This is a genomic window from Rhizobium gallicum bv. gallicum R602sp (assembly GCF_000816845.1).
GTDB classification, from domain to species: domain Bacteria; phylum Pseudomonadota; class Alphaproteobacteria; order Rhizobiales; family Rhizobiaceae; genus Rhizobium; species Rhizobium gallicum.
This window is the reverse complement of record NZ_CP006878.1, coordinates 174,285-191,662: the sequence shown is the minus strand read 5'-3', so window position 1 is coordinate 191,662 and position 17,378 is coordinate 174,285. Positions and strand designations below refer to the sequence as shown.

15 protein-coding genes and 2 pseudogenes are annotated in these 17,378 nt (G+C 62.3%); 3 read left to right on the top strand and 14 right to left on the bottom strand.

Annotated features, from left to right (window positions below; translation table 11 throughout):
* Positions 1–90: 90 nt before the first annotated feature.
* Both RGR602_RS20960 and RGR602_RS20955 read left to right on the top strand, forming a co-directional pair.
* On the top strand, positions 91–669 hold the full coding sequence (locus RGR602_RS20960; protein ID WP_040114057.1) for a thermonuclease family protein: 579 nt from the start codon (positions 91–93) through the stop codon (positions 667–669).
* A gap of 201 nt (positions 670–870) precedes the next feature.
* On the top strand, positions 871–1,128 hold the full coding sequence (locus RGR602_RS20955) for a WGR domain-containing protein (protein ID WP_040114084.1): 258 nt from the start codon (positions 871–873) through the stop codon (positions 1,126–1,128).
* Positions 1,129–1,661: 533 nt separating this feature from the next.
* On the opposite strand, the gene RGR602_RS20950 is transcribed toward RGR602_RS20955, so the two are convergent.
* The 6 genes from RGR602_RS20950 to RGR602_RS20925 all read right to left on the bottom strand — a co-directional run bounded on the left by RGR602_RS20950 (position 1,662) and on the right by RGR602_RS20925 (position 5,761).
* Entirely contained in the window at positions 1,662–2,153 is a 492-nt protein-coding gene (locus RGR602_RS20950) for a hypothetical protein (protein WP_040114056.1), read from the bottom strand.
* A 335-nt stretch (positions 2,154–2,488) separates the two neighbouring features.
* A complete protein-coding gene (locus RGR602_RS37390) occupies positions 2,489–2,653 on the bottom strand; it encodes a hypothetical protein (RefSeq protein WP_165921973.1) in 165 nt (54 codons plus the stop codon).
* A gap of 233 nt (positions 2,654–2,886) precedes the next feature.
* Positions 2,887–3,195: a DUF736 domain-containing protein gene (locus RGR602_RS20945; protein ID WP_040114055.1), complete on the bottom strand. Its 309-nt coding sequence runs from the start codon at positions 3,193–3,195 to the stop codon at positions 2,887–2,889.
* 433 nt (positions 3,196–3,628) lie between these two features.
* Positions 3,629–4,543: a hypothetical protein gene (locus RGR602_RS20935; protein WP_040114053.1), complete on the bottom strand. Its 915-nt coding sequence runs from the start codon at positions 4,541–4,543 to the stop codon at positions 3,629–3,631.
* Between the two features lie 119 nt (positions 4,544–4,662).
* On the bottom strand, positions 4,663–5,202 hold the full coding sequence (locus tag RGR602_RS20930) for a hypothetical protein (protein ID WP_040114052.1): 540 nt from the start codon (positions 5,200–5,202) through the stop codon (positions 4,663–4,665).
* A gap of 250 nt (positions 5,203–5,452) precedes the next feature.
* On the bottom strand, positions 5,453–5,761 hold the full coding sequence (locus RGR602_RS20925) for a DUF736 domain-containing protein (protein ID WP_015341939.1): 309 nt from the start codon (positions 5,759–5,761) through the stop codon (positions 5,453–5,455).
* Positions 5,762–6,204: 443 nt separating this feature from the next.
* On the opposite strand from RGR602_RS20925, the gene RGR602_RS37385 reads away from it, so the two are divergent.
* On the top strand, positions 6,205–6,381 hold the full coding sequence (locus RGR602_RS37385) for a hypothetical protein (RefSeq protein ID WP_203226210.1): 177 nt from the start codon (positions 6,205–6,207) through the stop codon (positions 6,379–6,381).
* A 6-nt stretch (positions 6,382–6,387) separates the two neighbouring features.
* Here the strand turns inward: RGR602_RS37385 and RGR602_RS20920 are convergent, their stop codons facing one another.
* The 8 genes and pseudogenes from RGR602_RS20920 to RGR602_RS20880 all read right to left on the bottom strand — a co-directional run bounded on the left by RGR602_RS20920 (position 6,388) and on the right by RGR602_RS20880 (position 17,178).
* Complete coding sequence (locus RGR602_RS20920) at positions 6,388–7,311, bottom strand: ArdC family protein (protein ID WP_040114051.1); 924 nt, start codon at positions 7,309–7,311, stop codon at positions 6,388–6,390.
* 304 nt (positions 7,312–7,615) lie between these two features.
* Positions 7,616–8,203: a hypothetical protein gene (locus tag RGR602_RS20915; protein ID WP_040114050.1), complete on the bottom strand. Its 588-nt coding sequence runs from the start codon at positions 8,201–8,203 to the stop codon at positions 7,616–7,618.
* 368 nt (positions 8,204–8,571) lie between these two features.
* Complete coding sequence (locus RGR602_RS20905) at positions 8,572–8,979, bottom strand: hypothetical protein (protein ID WP_040114048.1); 408 nt, start codon at positions 8,977–8,979, stop codon at positions 8,572–8,574.
* Positions 8,976–9,332 carry a hypothetical protein gene (locus RGR602_RS20900; RefSeq protein WP_040114047.1) on the bottom strand — a complete coding sequence of 119 codons (357 nt, stop codon included), beginning with the start codon at positions 9,330–9,332 and terminating at the stop codon, positions 8,976–8,978. The genes RGR602_RS20905 and RGR602_RS20900 overlap by 4 nt, the downstream gene beginning before the upstream one ends.
* Positions 9,332–10,212: pseudogene (locus RGR602_RS20895) on the bottom strand (DUF7007 domain-containing protein). The gene RGR602_RS20900 and the pseudogene RGR602_RS20895 overlap by 1 nt, the downstream one beginning before the upstream one ends.
* Positions 10,209–10,685 (bottom strand): hypothetical protein, encoded by a 477-nt coding sequence (locus tag RGR602_RS20890; RefSeq protein ID WP_040114046.1) that lies wholly within the window; start codon positions 10,683–10,685, stop codon positions 10,209–10,211. Before RGR602_RS20890 ends, RGR602_RS20895 begins: the two are co-directional and overlap by 4 nt.
* A 96-nt stretch (positions 10,686–10,781) precedes the next feature.
* Positions 10,782–12,522: pseudogene (locus tag RGR602_RS20885) on the bottom strand (ParB/RepB/Spo0J family partition protein).
* 579 nt (positions 12,523–13,101) lie between these two features.
* On the bottom strand, positions 13,102–17,178 hold the full coding sequence (locus RGR602_RS20880; protein ID WP_223844041.1) for a DEAD/DEAH box helicase family protein: 4,077 nt from the start codon (positions 17,176–17,178) through the stop codon (positions 13,102–13,104).
* Positions 17,179–17,378 lie beyond the last annotated feature (200 nt).

Below are 17,378 nucleotides of genomic sequence, written 5' to 3'. Positions count from 1 at the left end.
CGGGCCTCGCACACCGCATGGGGCACCTTGTTCGTAAACGCAGATGAAACCGAACCAAGTTATGTTGAGACGGACAGAAGAGGACCGACGGTGACGAAATCGAATGTGGTTCCGTTCAGGAGGCCGCGGAAGTCCGGCGGCAAGATCGATCGCCGTAGCCCGCAGGGAAAACCTCGAACGGGACAGAACGGTCCGCGCAAATCACTGATGGCAGTCATCTCAGCCATCGTCGTTGCTGCGGCAGGCTGGCTTGCCTTCAGCGGCGCCGGCAACCTCCCCGGACTGAGGGCCGTGGCCAAGACACCGGTAGGGGACTCGTCGTCGGCCGCGTTTTCAATCTGCGGCGATGGCCGTCATGTGAATTGCGTCGTCGACGGCGACACGTTCTGGTTCCAGGGGCAGAAAATCCGCATCGCGGATATCGACACGCCTGAACTCAGCCCGCCGCGCTGTGAGGCGGAACGGATCAAAGGCGAGGCGGCAAAGGCGCGCCTCCTGGCGCTGTTGAACGCCGGCAATTTCTCGCTGGCGGCCGGCTGGCGCGACGAAGACAAGTATGGCCGCAAGCTCCGGACCGTAACACGATCAGGACAATCGCTTGGCATCACACTTGTTGAGGAGGGCCTCGCCAGGCGCTGGGACGGTGCAAGACACGGATGGTGCGGCTGAGGAGCCGCGAGAGGATCGCTACCGGAGGCCGAAACCGCCCGGCGGGTTCGGGGAGCGTAAGCGAGTAGAGCCGTGCGCCGAAGGCGTCTCGCCCAAGCTTGTCACGACCGTTCGCATGTCATCACCGTTATGAATCGATCTGCGCCGACCGATTCATAAGTGTCGTTGGACGCGATTCCCGCGATCGGCGATTCTGGTCTCATGATCGCGCAACCCTACCATCTCTATGTCGAACGCACGGATGCAGCAAAGAACATGGCGCGTTACTATGCGATGTCGATCGAGCCGAACTTGTTCGGGGATGTCTGCCTGATGCGAAAGTGGGGTCGCATTGGCGCAAAGGGTCAGATGATGGTCCATCATTTCGGCCGGGAAGAGGAAGCTGTCGAACTGTTTCTCGATCTGCTCCGACAGAAGCGAAAACGCGGTTACCGCCCGCGCGCCTCCGTGGCGACTTGAGAAAGGCCCGCCGAAGCGGGCCAAGATGCCTCATCGGCGCCGGTTCCAATCGGTCTCGAAGGACACCTCGATCTCGACGAGGAACGGGATCTTGATGGCGAGCTTCAGGCCGAGCTTGCCCTTGCGGAGGAAGTGACTGATCACCTTGCCGAGGGTGCGCAGCCGGCGGCCGGTGGCGGCGAGGAACTGAGCGAGCTGTTACATGATGGATCTCCTTGTCGATTGCGGTCATCGCGGGTGTGAGCGCAGACCGGAAAGGAGGGATGCACCTGACAAGGCCGAAACGGATGTGGAGGACCTGCCGGCGACCGAATTTTGATCGGCGAGGAGCCGCAGCGCGGCGGGGAAAATTCTGGCGGCGGCAGGTTGCGTCCCGACGAACGGGCTGCAACATCCCCGATGAGAGATGACGGCAGGTCGAAAGGAAGAGGCTCAACTGGTCGTTCTCGCCATCATCGCGATGGTCTCGGCGGCATATCAACGAAGGGCCGCTCTCGCCGCCCTCCGGATGATCGAGCCCGCCGCAGGATCGGTTATGATGCTCCGCACCTGATGTAGCTGACACGGGAGGCATTTACCGCGATACCGGTTTCCCGCGTGATATCCTTGATGATTGGCGCAAGTGAGCCGAGTTCGTCGTCGGTGAGCGCAATCAGCTCAGGATAGTCGATGTCGACGCCGCGATAGTCCGCCGTCAACGCGATGCACCAATCGCCGCCATTGACGCGGTATTCGTGCGTGTCGAAATCGATGTCGAGCTCATCCAGCAGATTGATGGTGAAGCGTCCGAAGATCTCGGTCGCACCTTCCAGCCGGTACGCGGCATATTCGTCGTCGTCGGCGAGAACGCTCTGCTCCAATGCCATGATGGTCCGGATACGACCGGCAGCCGCCTCGAGCCCTTCGAGCAGTCGCTCATGGAGCTTTCGCGAGACGTCGGTATCGCAGCCGAAGCGGTTCGCCCGGACAACGAGCCGGAAACCGGAAAGCTTGGTGTAGAGCGCAAGATTCTGGTCAGTTGTCATTGTGTGATCTCCTTCATCTTAATGACGGAGATCGGCCACTCCGTGGCAAAGAGGGGTCAAGGATCGCGGTACGCGGCTTGCAAGCGGGGGAACCGATTTTTCTGAAGGGAAGTGCAACGCAACGGCGGAAAAATTGGGGGAGACCGCGCCGTCCTTGACGCCGGATTTGCTGGAGTACTGTGGGACGTCATAGAGAGAAGAGACCCACGGTCCCGGAGGGGGCGTGACCGTATCCGGCGTGAGCCGGCGGGAGTGTCGAGGGATGAAATCCCTGACAGCCGGAAGGCCGGTCGATCCGGCCGACAGGCTGATATTCCGGCAGAATGAGAGCCGCCTCAGAAAGGCGGCTCGGCTTCGATGATGCCGTCCTGTTCGGCAAGCGCCACGGCCAGATCGGCCTCGGCGAGCTGAAGCTCCGCTTCGACCTGGCGGCGCTCGACGGCGTCGCAGGCGTTCCTCAACTCGGCGCGCAGCTCCTCGATGTGCTGTTCGATGGTCATCGTCTCATCTCCTTGAGTTCGTGAAAGACGAGACGCCGGGGCGGGAAGAGATGGCGGGGTCAAGGAGCGCGGAAGCGACCGGCGGAGCCGGCGAGTGGGGAAGCCGATTTTGTTGGAGTGGAGGGAACCGGAGCAGAGGCAAAATTGGGGGCACCGCTCGTCCTCGACGCCGGCATTTCTTCCCGGCACGATAGCATCTTCTGAGCAGACATATTCCGGTTCCTGTCCGGATCTCAGTCCCGGTTGGGGCGGGACCAGATCAGCTGGTAGCCGTCCTCGCCCTCGACCTCGGTGAGCGTCGCGTAGATCGGAGCGGGGAAGCTCGGGTCGTCGAGCTTGACCGAGAGGTAGTCGCGGTCCTGCTCGGAGCGCTTCTGCCAGGCCGCACCCAGCTCGACGTTGCCGGCGTAGATGCGGTAGTGCGGGCCCTTGTCGGAGGGATTTTCGACGCGGGCGATGCGGGCCTTGACATTGAGGGCAAGCGTGCGGATCGAGCCGTTGAAGCCGGTTTCGGAGCTGGTGAAGGTGCCGATGGTTGCCATTGTCGTATTCCTTTTGCTGTTTCGGGCCGCGCCCATCGCGGCCTCGATGGCTGTCGCAAGGATCGGGGACGATCGGACCGCACCCCCGGGGTCCCCGTTACGCCTGCGCAACGGGGTGGCTCGTAGGGCCGGAATGAAATGGAGGACGGCCAGGAGAAACTTTGTTGTTCCGCGAGGAATGGGCGCATCGCGCTCAGGGGAAGAAAGTTTTGGAAGGCCGTTGCGGGAGGACGATCGAGGCGAAGCCGGTTTTCGATCAGACATGCCTTATCGAGCCCGCGAAGGCCGTGGCTCGGCTCAGTGGCGGAAGGTATATGATGATGGCAGCCGCCCCCGACTGCCTGCCGGATCCTGCCGTCATCAAGGGAACATCCGTGACACGACGCTTGCCGCCCCCGTAGCGAAAATCAGGATTTCCGCGACACGGGTCTCGTTACCACTCCCGCCATTCTGCGGTGATATCTTCATCATCCGGGAGGCTGAAGCCCGACGCCCTTACGACCGCGTCGATCAGGACACCAAGTTCGTCGCGCTCCAGTGTTTCGATCATCCCGCTTCTGCCGTGGATCTCATTGATCGCAAGAACGATGTCCTTGACCGCTGCCTGGATTGCCTGCGCATCCCGCTGGCTGGTTGCGGCCTTCACCGTGTCGATGAACGCATTCAGCGCCGTTTCAGCCGTGGCGATATCGGCCTCGTTGAAAAGCTCGTCTCCCTCGGCCATGGACTCCCGCCAGCGCTGCGTCGGCATCTGGACCCGCAATGCTTCGACTTTATCGATATTACCAGGCATGATCTTCTGCTTGGGCAAGGACGCTTTTCGGCGCGTGGCCTTGAGCATGGTGCGGTCAGCCTGCATCAGATAAACCGCCATCAGCCGCAAGTCCGCGTCATATTTTGCGATCACGACTATATTGCCGACAGCATATGAGTGAACGAAACGTTCGGCTGAATATTCCGGCAGCGTGCTGCTCTTGCCTTCTCGAAACGGGCCCGTCCCGAGCTTCTCGGCCACGATGTCGCTGCTGTCTCCGAACGTCAGACCGAATGGCAACGCCGACGAATAGGCGCGTTGCACTGCCCTGATCGCATCCGGCCCGGTAAATGACAGGCGAGAGACGATCCTCTCCTCGCCGTCCGACAGGCGTCTTGACCGCACCTCTTCGAATTCGGCACTGTATGCGGAAAGGCTTTCCACCTGCAGACCGAAACCGCTATCGAAACCGCCGAAAAATCCCATCTCAGCATTCGTACGAAAATCGATAGGGTCTAGCTTCTCGTGATGGGCAAGATAAGACTCGACAACTGGGTCGGCAATGCTGCGGCCAAGTATATCGAAATGATTCATTCTCTGCCTTTCCTTTCACAGCATTTCTATCCAACATTACCTTACGGTCATTGTGACGTCGAACGAACGTCCGCTTATGGCAGATACCGTTGAAAAACTCCGACGAGCGGGTGTTGAGATTAGATTGCTATGTCAACCTGTACGCGACCGCCTTCGATAACGACATGGCGGCCTTGAAGCTCGACAAAGCGCCAATCCTCACCAAGTGAACCATCCGGGAAAACCTGCAGGCGGTAACCACCTGACAGCAAGAAGTCGGCCCCGCCATAGTTGTCTGTGTTAACGGCTATGACGACGAGTTGCTCTGTGGCGTTCACGTAGGAGTTTGTCTCCGCGTCGTAGCCTTTCAGCAGAGATGCAATTTTGATGAGCTGTAGGTTTCCCGATTTAGGGTCGTCATCGTTTGGGTCCGTTCCGTCAGCCGGCTCGACGAAACGATCTGATGTCCCTGTGACTATTGTCTTCTCGTCAACGAAGCGCCACGGGCATTGAACATGCAGTGCATAGGCCCCGACAGTCCCTCTGCCTGAGGGATGCGGTCGAATCGTACCAAAATGGAAAACCTTCATGTCCGCAGCGTTGCGGGCAATGCTTAATGGCAGCCCTACCAGTAACTGAAGGCAGTTTTCGAGGCTGACTTGAATATCGTTTTCGGCCATCAAATTGAAACTCGGCTAAATCAGAAAAAAGACGCGCTCGTTGACGGCCCTGTTAGGATGGCTTGCCCTGGGAGCAGCGCATTTAAATCAAACGCGCCTCTTCATCTCAAGTTCTGCTTGCCCTTGCTCACATAATCAGACACTTCCGGTCCCGCATGGCGCCGAAAAAGCCGGCGGCAGCTCGATGCCTGCCACCGGCTTGTCTTTTTGGCCGGTTGGCCCCGCCTCAGTGGCGGGGCCTGTCCAGATCTCAGTCCCGGTTGGGGCGGGACCAGATCAGCTGGTAGCCGTCCTCGCCCTCGACTTCGGTGAGCGTCGCGTAGATCGGAGCGGGGAAGCTCGGGTCGTCGAGCTTGACCGAGAGGTAGTCGCGGTCCTGCTCGGAGCGCTTCTGCCAGGCCGCACCCAGCTCGACGTTACCCGCGTAGATGCGGAAGTGCGGGCCCTTGTCGGAGGGGTTTTCGATGCGGGCGATGCGGGCCTTGACGTTGAGGGCGAGCGTGCGGATCGAGCCGTTGAAGCCGGTTTCGGAGGTGGTGAAGGTGCCGATGGTTGCCATTGTCGTATTCCTTTTGCTGTTTCGGGCCGCGCCCATCGCGGCCTCGATAGCTGTCGCAAGGATCGGGGACGATCGGACCGCACCTGAAAGGCCGGAATGAAATGGAGGGCGGCCAGGAGAAACTTTGTTGTTCCGCGAGGAATGGGCGCACCGCGCTCAGGGGAAGAAAGTTTTGCAAGGCCGTTGCGGGAGGACGATCGAGGCGAAGCCGGTTTTCGATCAGACATGCCTCATCGAGCCCGCAAAGGACGTGGCCTGGCTCAGGGCCAAAGGAATATGGCGATAGCAGCTGCTCGACGACTGCCTGCCGGATCCCTGCAACGGTGGACCTGCCGCCCCGTCCACATGTCAAAATCAGACGTCCGGGAACAGCCGAACGAGGGCGTTGCATTGGCCGTTCTTCGGGCTATCGTCGTGCTCGCGAATCGTCGCCTGGAGGATCTATGCGTCAGCAGCCAAAGCCGTTCATCGTCGAAATCAAACCGTCCCGGAAGCTCAAGCCGATTGACCGGAAAACCTCGATCTGGGGCAAACTGGACCTTACGGCTGATCCTGACACGCTCTCCGCGTTTAAGCCTGAACAGGTGCCGGCCGCTGGCGAGACCAACGACCGACGCTGATGGTCCTCAGGCAGCGAGCCGCTCGCCAGCGGTTTCGGGCTGCAGCGAGTGCAGGAAACTTACCGCCCGTTGTGCATGCGCCGCCGCCTGGAAGATAGCCCGTCGGTCGTCGCTCAGGACCTTGAGCCAGGAGCCGAGGTACGAGGCGTGATCGGGGCGGGGCTCGAGTTCGGGAACAATACCGAGGTCGGCGCAAAGAAAGCAGCTGCCGAGTTCTGCAATCAGTTCCTCTCGCGCCCGCTCGGATTTGTCCTTGGCATAGCGGCTGAGGTCGCGGCCGAGGCGATGCCCCGGCGCCGTCCAATGGGTGACTTCATGACTCAAGGTCGCGTAGTAGCTTGCCGCATCCTTGAAGCTCTCAAATGGTGGCATCTGGATGATATCGGCCGCCGGCGCAAAAAAGGCCTGGTTGCCGCCATGGCGAATTGAAGCGCCGGTGTTGCGGAAGAACCGATCGGCATTCTCGATGCGCTCGACTGGATCGAGAACCGGCAGCGGCCCGTGATGATTCTGGTCGGGAAGTCCGTCGATCTGTTCGACGTTGAACACGCTGTACGCCTTCAGGAAGGGGATTTCCCGCTCAAGCTCGCCGCCGTTTCCGTCGGTTTCGGACTTAGTGAAACGGCTGGCGAAGACGACCGTGGCACCCGTCTCGCCCTTGCGGACGGTAGCACCCAGCTCCAGGACCTGCTTGAACGTCATCCACGTGGATGACGTATATCCCCGGGCGTTGCCCTCCGACCAAAGAAGCAGCACGTTGACGCCCGAATAGGGCTGCCCGTTATGACGTAGCGGCCGGGTAATACGGCCGGTCGTGTTCTCGGCGTTCCACGGCTTCATCCACGGACGTACGCCCTTCGCCAGATCCTCAACGATTCTATCCGTGATGCGGGTATAAAGATCGACCCGGTGTTTCTCCGTATTGCTCATCTTCAAGCCTCCATGTTGAGGCCGCGCCCATCGCGGCCCGTTGCGGAGGGCAGGAGGCAGGAGCCGATCAGCCGGCCGATGCACCGGAACGGCAGGAACTTAAGTGGAGGACGGCGTAGCCGTTGCATCTGCCGGTGGCTCCTGCAGACCCGACAAACGGAACGGGCCGCGACGGGCGTGCCATCTGCCTGATTCCCGTTTCCCGATTGACCGTGTCAGCAACACGAAAACAGGCCGGCTCCGTCAGGGAACCGGCCGTCGTAGCGTTCATCGAAAGGCGGGGACGTAGCCCCGCCGGCAAGGCCTAGTCGAAGGCCGAGATCTGCGCTTCGGCGGCCTTGCGGCCCAGCGAGTGACCCGGCTGCCCGACCGGCCGGTCGAAAGGCTTCCAGGTCTCGCCGATCACCTGGGCATAGGCGGCGACGGCGCCCTCGGCCGCCATTCTGAGCGAATGGGCCTGCACACCCATGTCGGCGGCGAACTCGCGCTTGCGCTGGGCGGCGCTGTCATAGCCGACGGGACCGTCAAGGTCCTCGTCGCGGGCGTCGTTGGCGGCCTTTGCGGTGGCATCGCGCGCCTCGGTGACAGCGCGGCTGTAGAACTGGCCGGCGCCGTGGGCCGAGCCGACGAAGGCGCCGACGATCCGCTGCAGGTGGATCTGCATGGCCTTGTCGCCCAGGCCATCACCGAGCGCATCGGCGGTCTCGATGAGGAGCCGTTCATGCAGGTCGCGGATGCCGTCGCTGTCGATGACGGCGGTGCCGAAACTCTCGGCGATCTTCAGCGCCTGGCTGGCGTCGGGGCATGTCAGCCGGACCATTTCGATGGTGGCGCCCTTGCGCAGTTGCACGACGCGGGCGGAATGGCGAGAGGAGGGTGCGGGCCTGGCCATGATCGTTTCCTTTCGAGGTCGTCCGAACGGGCTCCGGCCCACGCCGGCTTGCCCTTCGGTGCGGTCATCCCGAACCGGCGGAAGAAGGGCGTTTCAGGGTCCGGCCCTGCCTGGACGAGCGGAGCCGGTTTGCGGGCGAAGAGGGCAAACTGCCCTCGAAAGAGCACGCGAGCCTGCTCCGTGAAGGACGACGGAGTCCGGCCGTCCCGCGGCGCGACAGCGGCCTTGAAGCGCACGGCCGCCGGTTCAGACCGCAGCAAAACCGAAGGGCGATCCGGCAGGGCCGGGATCATGAAGTCCTCGAATGAAACGACGGGCGCTGCCGCCTGTCTCCGCCTTTTCCCGCTCGCCGACGTCAAGCGCTCGACCTATCGCTTGGCCGGCTTGGGTAACCGGTAGGATTGCAGCCAGGTTGGACCGTGCGAGTTGCGAAGCCCGCGCAGCAGACCACCGTCATCATGCGGCGGCCCGCCCATCCAGGCGTTGTTGAGGATCGATTTCCAGCGCCGTCCATGCCTGGCGGCATAGGACTGAAGTGCGGCTTCCTGTTCCGGCGTCAAAGGCGGCAGGGTTTCGCGCGTGCGACGAACGGCGCGTGTTTTCGGTCTGGGATCCGCCCGTGCTTCCCTTAGAGCGATCAGCCGCTTGAGTTCCGCGCCACCGGCATTGAGGCAGGCTTCGCCTTCGAGGTGATGGAACTGCCGCCAGAAAGCGGTTCGCTCCACCGGTGATGGGCCGATGCCTGCTCTTCGCTCCAGGTCTCCGATCGTGCTCATGGCGTCCTGCCTCCACGACCGGTAGCTGTTACGACTTTGCCGTCGGAACCGGCTCGCGCCCGCAGCGCGGCGATTGCCGAATCCTGTCGGGCGAGTTTCCTCGACAGCGCATCGATTTCCGGCTGACGCTCGGCGGTGATCGCTGCCAGATTGGACCGGTAGCGTTCGAGGAAGGCGCCTGGCTCCGGCGCCTTGCCGCGACGATATCCGGAGTGACGGCGACCAAGCTGGGGAATGATTGTGGTCATGCGTCGCGTGATCTGCCGGTCGATCAGATCGAGCTGGTGCTGCGTCTGCCGCCGTGCCGATTCCATTCTGGTAAACTGCGCGGCGCGTTGCTCGGAATTGGACATTACGCCGCCCTCCCGCGCCAAGCAGCGAAGCTGGAAGGACCCTCATAGGCGGCATGCCGCGTCTCATCGATGACGAAGCCGAAGCGGCCGACCGTATACTCGTCGCTCGGGACCAGAAAGCGGCGCTCCTGCGCAGGCTCGCCACGCCTGCCCCGATAGCGGCGATCACCTCGGTCATAGGGTGTTGGTCCGAACGCAGTGCTGCGGTGACGATCCTGTCGTCGGCATGTTGCCGTGCGAACGCCTGGGCGTCCCTCTCGTAAGATTCGCCCGGTGCGAGCGGCCGGCCGAAGATCGTTTCCCAGGCATCCGGCCAGCGGTCCCGGATCGTTTTGTCGGCGCACTTGCGCTCATAGGTCGTGAACAGGTCCGGAAAGGCGAGAGCGACGATTGCCCAGGCGGCGTCCTCTTCATACCAGCCGCCATCTGTCCTGAGCATCGGGTGGACCTTGGCATTGCGGGCGTCGGAGAGCCTGAAGCCACCATGCCCTGCCGTCGTATGGCACACGATTCCGTCGGCGTAGACGGTGGTGCCCTGCGACGGACCCCATGGCGTGCTGCAGGTCATCCGGACGGTCTGGCGGGACAGGAGCCTGAGTTCGCGGCTGTGTCCGGCCTGTTCGATCATGCGGTTGCGGAAATCGGCTTCGCCCTCGACAGAGCCGTGGTGCGAATAGAAATCATCGCGCTTTAGTTCGGCAAGCGCCCGCGACACGCGCCAGGCACTGGCAAGAACATACTGCCTATCCCGGGCGGGAACCAAGGCGAACACGAGATCGCCGACACGTGCAACAGCCATGTCGTCGGCGCTTCTGCCGAACTCCACCCCTGACGTGTCAGGGGTGGAGCCTTCGAAGGATTGCGAAGGGAGCATAGTCATGCTGCAGCCCTCCCTTCGATCTCATTGGCGGCGACCTCGTCGGCAGTCACCTCCGAGAGAACGGCATGCGGATAGCCATGCCGGATGAGCCATTCCGCGGCCGCCTGCCGATTGTCCGCCAGGTGGACGAGTTCGGCATTAGCGCCGGGACGATCGAAGACGCGAGCTGATCCAAGAGCGGGACGCTCGACGACTTTGAATGTCAGCCCGCTGTCGAGCGAAAAGGTCCGATGGATACGGACGGTGATAACGCCATTTGCGCCGAGATCGCCTTCATGCAGCGTGAAACACGGTGTCAAACTGGTGCTGCCGACGCCGCGCTTGCCTTCCTTGCGAATCAGCCGACCCTGGCTATTGCGCGTTTGCCAAGCTGAAAGCTTCTTCTTGTGGCGCTCGGGCGGTCGTGGGGTACCATCCGACCAGGCGACGATGGAGCCGATCGGGGCGAGGTCATAAATCAGAGACGCGGACATCGCGCATCCTCCTTCAAGTTTTGCGGGTGGTGGAAACGAAACCGCCGCCGGTACGACCGGCGGCGGAAGATCAAGCGGAGAAGGACGGGGCGGCGGCTATTCCGCCGCGATCCCATAGGCCGTTTCCTCCTCATCGGAGGCTTCATCACTCACCGGGTCGGTGACGGGATCGTCATGTCCCGTCTCCGTTGGATCGAGCCCGTCGACACCGATGCTCTCGTCCTGCGCACCATCGCTGTCGTCGCCCACGGCATCGGCGTGCTTCATGAGATCTGTGATGTCCTTCGGGTCAGGCGCAAACAGCGCGGCCGGAAGGACGAAGGCAGCATCGGTCGCGAAGTGATCGACGAGTGCCGCGCGGGTTTCGCGGACCCGCGCCCGCGGGACGAGATTGACCGACTTGGCGGCGGCTTCGAGCGCGTGACGCGACAGGCACAAGAGGAAATCCTCGGTCCCCATGTTCGGAAGGAAACCGTCCGCGCCGATCGCGTCACCGGCAATGCGCGAGACGACACCGCTGTTCGACATGCCGCGCCGGCACGAGAGCACGTCGATGAGAACGGAGCGGGCGGCGACACGCACGCTGTCCATGTCGAACGACAAGCTTCCGTCTGCCTGAATAGAGACGCGCGACATGACGCAGGAAACGCTTCGCCCCGAAGACGGTGTCGCTGGCGCCGGAATCGACCCGAACATTGGTGCCGGCGAAGGCCATGACCAGGAGCGCCATCAGCATGTCGTCCTCGATCGGCCCCCGGGCGAGCGCCTCATGCAGTGCATCGGTACGGAAATCACCGATCATGTCCTGGCCCTTCTGCGTGACCTCGGGCCTGGTCTTCCCGACGACATCGGTGTCGTCATCGGCTTCCGTCGAAGCGTCACCGGCGGGACCGGACCGCCCATCGGTTTTCCTTGGCTCCGGCATCCGGTAGTGGACGCTCTGCACCTTGCCGTCGCGATCGAGATACATCGCGGTGCAATCGCCCTTGGCCGGTTTGCCGTAGACGCGTTCGGCCTTCTTGGGCAGGTCCGGCTGGCCCCAATTGTTGACCTCGACGATGGCGCCCTTTTTCGGAAGGTTGCTCGCCATCCACTCCTGCTGGGCGCCGAGAAAGGCTTCGACATTGGTCGTGTAGCGATTGTCCTGATCGGCCGGGCCGAACAGGTCCTCGGCCCACTCGATACCGTAAGCCAGGCGAAGATCGTCGCCGAAGCTTGCATCGCGAGCATACATGCGGGTTTTCGAGAGGCCGTTGGCGATCTGCCACCAGGCTGCCGTGTCGCCCTTCTTCGGCTTGTGGGCTTTCCAGACCTCTTTCTGCTCGTCGTTCGAGGCGGCCGCGATCGTCCTCAGCTGCTGCTCGTTCGGCATATCGCCCTTGGCCATCTGGTCGAGCATCGACGGCAGCACGTTGGCGAGCAGACGGAGCTTGCGGATCTGGCGGACGGGGAGGGCAAGCGCCACGGCGATCGCCTCCTCGGTCCAGCCGAGGGCGACCAGCCGCTCGATGCCCCTCCATTGGTCGACTGGATTGAGCGGCTCGCGCGCAATGTTCTCGACCATCGAGCGCATCGCGCCGTTGTCGTTGGCCGCCTCGACGACGATCACGTCAATTTCCTCGAGACCGGCGGCGATCGCCATGCGGGTGCGCCGGTGACCGGCTTCGATGACGTAGCCGTTGCCGCCGGCTTCCGGGAAAATGACCGGCGGCTGGATCACGCCGACGGCCTTGATCGTCGCCAAAAGCAGGGCGTCGGCTTGCGGCGTCGACTTCGACTGACGCGTGTTGTCGGGGTTGTCCTTCAGCGCACGCGGATCGACCTTCATGAGTTGCATGGGATGCTCCTTCTCGGGGATTTGGACACGGCCCTCTGCCTGTCCTTCTCGCGTCTTCATCTCTCCGAAGACATCTCCCGGACCGCGGAGCGGGCGGTCGGGTGCAACTGCGGCCGAGCATTCCTGTCACGAAGGATAAGCGGGGCTCGTAGCCCTGCGAAGACGAGTGGCCGGGATTGCGAGCGGCGCGGTTGAGCGTCAGCGGCAACCGGCGGACTGCTCTGCGACCGGTTCACCTCCCTCTGCCTTCTTTCCTTCCTTACTTGCCTTCATTTCGGCGGCTGACGCGCCGGTGCAAAACGCATCGGCTTGCGCGCGACGGGATGTCGATTGGGGTAAGATGGGAGACAAAAAAATGGGCCAGCGGAAACCGCGGCCCATGAAAGTGTGAAGGTCAATAACCTCCAGAGGGGAACAGCTGCTGCGGCGGAACTGGGAGGAAAGCCGCCATATGCATCAGCTGTGTGCGTTATGCTCGATTTTTGAGCACTTGGAAACACTTTTTGTGCACTGCAGCTATGTGGATGCTGCAGTGCTTCCAAAACCAGAGCGGACGGAGGTCCGGCATGGCATCGGACCTCAGGCCGCTTCCGAGGCGGATAAGTTCTTCTCGCGTGCCACGGCTGCCAATGCCTCATCGACGTCCCGTAGCTGCCGGCGCTTGTCGGCGAGTTCTTCGGAAAACGCAAAAAGGCCGCCCTCGCGCGAGCGGTAGGAGGCGAGACGCCGCTGGGCGTCATGCAGGCGATGGCGATAGCGTTCCCGCTCCTCGTCAAAACCACCGAGCGCGTGCTCGAGGCGGGAGATGGCGCCGACCGGGGTCACGGTCACCGGCAAATCGATCTCGTAATCCGCTCCGGTGCGCTGGAGAAGGGTCGTGTAGCGATACCCATCGTCCCTGCCGAACCGCTCGCCGGAATAGACGAGGTCGAAGCCTCCGATCGAGACGATGACGCTATCGTCTTCCTGCTGGAGCTGAACAAGGGTGAGAATTTCCCTCATCAAGGCGCGACCGGCTGCTTTCCGTTCGTTGAAAGCCTCATCGACGACAGTCATGGCGAAGGCTTCGGCCGCAGTCGGAACCAGGCGCTCGATGTCCGTGCCGATTTCCGCAATCCGTCGCACCGAGATCTCGATATCGCGTTCCGCGTCGCGGATCTGCCGGCGCACCGCATATTGATCGTCGTCATGGGCGGCACGCAGCCGTTCGAGGCGAGCGATATCGGCTTCCAGCCCTGCCTTCTGCATCAGGCGTTCGTCGCCACTCGCAATCGCCTTCGCCATAGCGAACTGATTGGCCGCCCCTTCGCCTAGATCTTCCAGCCGCCGGATCGAGGTGTCGCCGGACAAGGCGGCCGCGATAAAGCGGGCCTTGCGTTCGTTGTTCTGCCACATCGAGGCGTCGAGGGAGCCCTGGGTGGCGTAGGCGAAAATATCGACTTCGTCATGCTGGTTGCCCTGACGCACGATCCGGCCCTCGCGCTGCTTGATCTGCGAGGGCAGCCATGGGACGTCGAGATGATGCAGCGCCTTGAGACGGAGTTGGGCATTGACGCCGGTGCCCATCGTATCAGACGAGCCGATCAGGAAACGGATCCTGCCGGCGCGGACGTCGCCAAACAGGCGCTGCTTGGCCTCGGTCTTCTTGTAGTCCTGCATGAAGGCGATTTCGGAGGCCGGAACGCCCAGGCGGACGAGCTCGTCCCTGATCCAGCGATAGGCGGAAAAACCGCGGCTCTTCTCGACATTAATGGTGCCGAGATCCGAAAAGATCATCTGCGCCGCACCCGGCAGATCGAAAGGCTTGCCGTCGGGCTGGAGATACGTCCTTTGCGACGTCTCCTGCCAGATGCGGAAGGTATTCTGGACCAGCAGGTTGAGCTTGTTGTCGGGCTCGTTGTCATTATCCGCGTCGATCAGGCGGAGATCGATTGCCGCATGGCGACCATCGGTGATGACGGAGAGCAGGATGTCGTCGCCGGGCTGCGCCGGTCCCTCGCGCATCTCGATCGCCTTGATACGGGCGTCGAGGATCGTCTGGTAATCCTTGAACGCCTGCGTCGGCTTGGCCGTCAGGATCTGCCGCCGGCCGGTCGAGAGATCAGGCACCCTGACGTAGTCGCGGAGATCCTCGGGCATCACCACATCGGCGAAGGACCGAAACATGGCGATCAGTTCCGGCACGTTGACGAAGCTCGCGAAACGGCTGACGGGCTTGTATTTGCCTGATGGCTGGATCTCGAGTTCCGTCGTCGTGTCACCGAAGGTCGAGGCCCAGGCGTCGAACTCATGCAGCCCGCGCTCGCGCAAAGCGTCGGACCCGAGCAGCCTTTGGACCGAGAACATCTCCCCGAGCGTGTTGGTGATCGGCGTGCCGGAGGCGAGAACCAAAGCGCGGCCGGGGTTCCTCGTCTCGATGAAGCGAGACTTGACATAGAGGTCCCAGGCACGCTGCGAACCGTTCGGATCGATGCCTTTCAGGGTCGACATGTTGGTGGCGAAGGAAAGCTTGCGGAATTCCTGCGCCTCGTCGACGATAATCTGGTCGACGCCGATTTCGGAAATGGTCAACAGATCGTCCTTGCGGGTGGAAAGCGCCTCCAGTCGTTCCTTGAGCCCTTCCTTGAGCCGCTCGAGACGCTTGCGGGAGACACGGTCCTCGCTGTCGACCTTGGTCAGCAGCTCCTCGTAGAGCTCCAGCTCATCCTGGATCATCTGCTGTTCGAACGCCGACGGCACGGCGATGAACCGGAATGCCGAGTGGGTGATGATGATCGCATCCCAGGTCGCCGTTGCCGCCCGCGACAGGAAACGAGCGCGTTTGTCCTTGGTGAAGTTGGTCTCGTCGGCGACGAGGATGCGGGCGTTCGGATAGAGCGCGAGAAACTCGCGCGCCGCCTGAGCCAGGCAATGTCCCGGGACAACCAGCATCGCCTTGGCAATCAGCCCGAGCCGACGCTGTTCCATGATCGCGGCCGCCATCGTCATGGTCTTGCCGGCGCCGACAGCGTGGGCGAGATAGGTCGAGCCCGACGAGATGATGCGCCAGATGCCACGCTTCTGATGCCCATAAAGAACAAAGGCGGCAGAGGCGCCGGGAAGTTTGAGATGCGAGCCGTCGAACTTTCTTGGCGCGATATTGTTGAAGCGATCGTTATAGACCCGCGCCAGCCGGTCGGTGCGATCAGGATCGGTCCACACCCAGTTCTGAAAAGCCTGTTTGATCTTCTGCAGCTTGTCGCGAGCCGCCTCAGTATCGACGACGTTCAGCACCCGCCGCTCGGCGTCGGTATCCTTGACGACGTCGAAGATCTGCGGCACGCGGCTGTTCAGCGCATCGGCAAGCAACTCGCCGGCGTGGCGTCGGTCGGTGCCCCATTCGGATGTGCCGGCCGCCGTCCATCCAAGTTGCCGCGCCTCGACTGTCCATGAGCCGAGTTCCGGCATGTGATGGATCCTGATCTCGGCACCCATGGTCTCGTGGACGAAGTCGACGATATCAGCAGCCGGAATCCAGGGAGCACCCAGCCGAGCGGTGATGTCAGAAGGGCGAAGGTCGGCGGGCTGCACCGCCTGAAGCGCACGGACGTTTCGCTCATAGGCGGCATCGAGACCAGCCGCGGCTTCCGCAATCCCAAGCTTAGTGCGCACGGCGCCGGAGAGATAAGCATCGGAGGTCTGCCAAGAGCCGTAGGCGGGATCGCAGAAGATTGTGTCGCCGAGCGCATCGAGAACCGCATCCGTGTCGCAATGCAAAAGCTCGGCGATATGATCGAGATCGATGCGTCCGCGCTCGTTGAGGACCACGGCCAAGGCATCGGCGGCGGAGGCGATGACGGGCGGGGAAGGGGGCGCGATGACGCGTTCGGAGAAAATCGGCCCGGGCCTGGCGGTGTCGGTTTCGAGGTCATAGTCCTCGATGGAGGCGACCAACCAGCAATCTGGATCATCACGAAAGGGCTGCAGGTTGGGCTGGCGATGGGTTTCACGAACCTCGCCCGTCATATCATCTTCGATGATCGAAACCGTCGTGTGGTTGATCGGGCCAAAATCACGAACGAAGCTCGACCAGGCGATACGCAGCCGCACTTGGCAGTCCCGCCACGGCCGGTCCAGTTCCTGGGCTTTCAGGACCTCGCGCACGGCATCGCGGATCGGGATCAGTTTGCAAATGATCCGGACATGCTTTTCGGAAATTCCCTCGCCACTGCGGGCCTTGCGCACATGAACCGGAACAGGCACGCCGCCGACGACCTGCATGAGACCATGTCTGACGTCGACAAAATAGCTGCCTTCGCGCACCTTGGCGTTGTCGGGGCGGAGATCGACGATCTCGGCAAGTTCGTCCTCCAGATCGATGTCGATGGCCGTCGGCTCGCCGTCATAAAGGCCTTCCGGAAGAAGCGCGACGGCTGCCGTCAGCGACGCGTCGAGCTCCTCGCCGGCTCGTGGCCGGCACGTATAGGTCTCCCCTAACGGGCCGGAGGTGAGGGCATGACCGCCGAGCACGAACTCTGGATGCTGCGCGAACCAGCGGTTCACGCGGATCACCCCCTCGTCCTCGACAGCCGGCCGGACGTCCTCCAGGTCGAGCCACGAAAGGTCGCCTTCGGGCTCGCCCGTCTTGCGCTTGCGGAAGAAGAGGATGTCGACCACGACGTCCGTGCCGGCGTCACGCCGAAAACTGCCTTCGGGCAGTCGAATCGCGGCGATCAGGTCGGCGGACCAAAAGCACCGAACGCGGTTACGCCAAGACCGAGTCCTGATGACATAGCGCTGCTATCAAACATATCGAGGGTGAAGGGGTCGTTGCTCATCGAAAAGTCCTTGTGAACGAGCGTCATCGATCTGCCGCA

What these genes read in the sequence shown, in the direction of transcription:
- RGR602_RS20955 (WP_040114084.1), top strand. Translation starts at nt 871, where the DNA reads ATGATCGCGCAACCCTACCATCTCTATGTCGAACGCACGGATGCAGCA.
- RGR602_RS20950 (WP_040114056.1), bottom strand. Translation starts at nt 2,153, where the DNA reads ATGACAACTGACCAGAATCTTGCGCTCTACACCAAGCTTTCCGGTTTC.
- RGR602_RS37390 (WP_165921973.1), bottom strand. Translation starts at nt 2,653, where the DNA reads ATGACCATCGAACAGCACATCGAGGAGCTGCGCGCCGAGTTGAGGAAC.
- RGR602_RS20945 (WP_040114055.1), bottom strand. Translation starts at nt 3,195, where the DNA reads ATGGCAACCATCGGCACCTTCACCAGCTCCGAAACCGGCTTCAACGGC.
- RGR602_RS20935 (WP_040114053.1), bottom strand. Translation starts at nt 4,543, where the DNA reads ATGAATCATTTCGATATACTTGGCCGCAGCATTGCCGACCCAGTTGTC.
- RGR602_RS20930 (WP_040114052.1), bottom strand. Translation starts at nt 5,202, where the DNA reads ATGGCCGAAAACGATATTCAAGTCAGCCTCGAAAACTGCCTTCAGTTA.
- RGR602_RS20925 (WP_015341939.1), bottom strand. Translation starts at nt 5,761, where the DNA reads ATGGCAACCATCGGCACCTTCACCACCTCCGAAACCGGCTTCAACGGC.
- RGR602_RS37385 (WP_203226210.1), top strand. Translation starts at nt 6,205, where the DNA reads ATGCGTCAGCAGCCAAAGCCGTTCATCGTCGAAATCAAACCGTCCCGG.
- RGR602_RS20920 (WP_040114051.1), bottom strand. Translation starts at nt 7,311, where the DNA reads ATGAGCAATACGGAGAAACACCGGGTCGATCTTTATACCCGCATCACG.
- RGR602_RS20915 (WP_040114050.1), bottom strand. Translation starts at nt 8,203, where the DNA reads ATGGCCAGGCCCGCACCCTCCTCTCGCCATTCCGCCCGCGTCGTGCAA.
- RGR602_RS20905 (WP_040114048.1), bottom strand. Translation starts at nt 8,979, where the DNA reads ATGAGCACGATCGGAGACCTGGAGCGAAGAGCAGGCATCGGCCCATCA.
- RGR602_RS20900 (WP_040114047.1), bottom strand. Translation starts at nt 9,332, where the DNA reads ATGTCCAATTCCGAGCAACGCGCCGCGCAGTTTACCAGAATGGAATCG.
- RGR602_RS20890 (WP_040114046.1), bottom strand. Translation starts at nt 10,685, where the DNA reads ATGTCCGCGTCTCTGATTTATGACCTCGCCCCGATCGGCTCCATCGTC.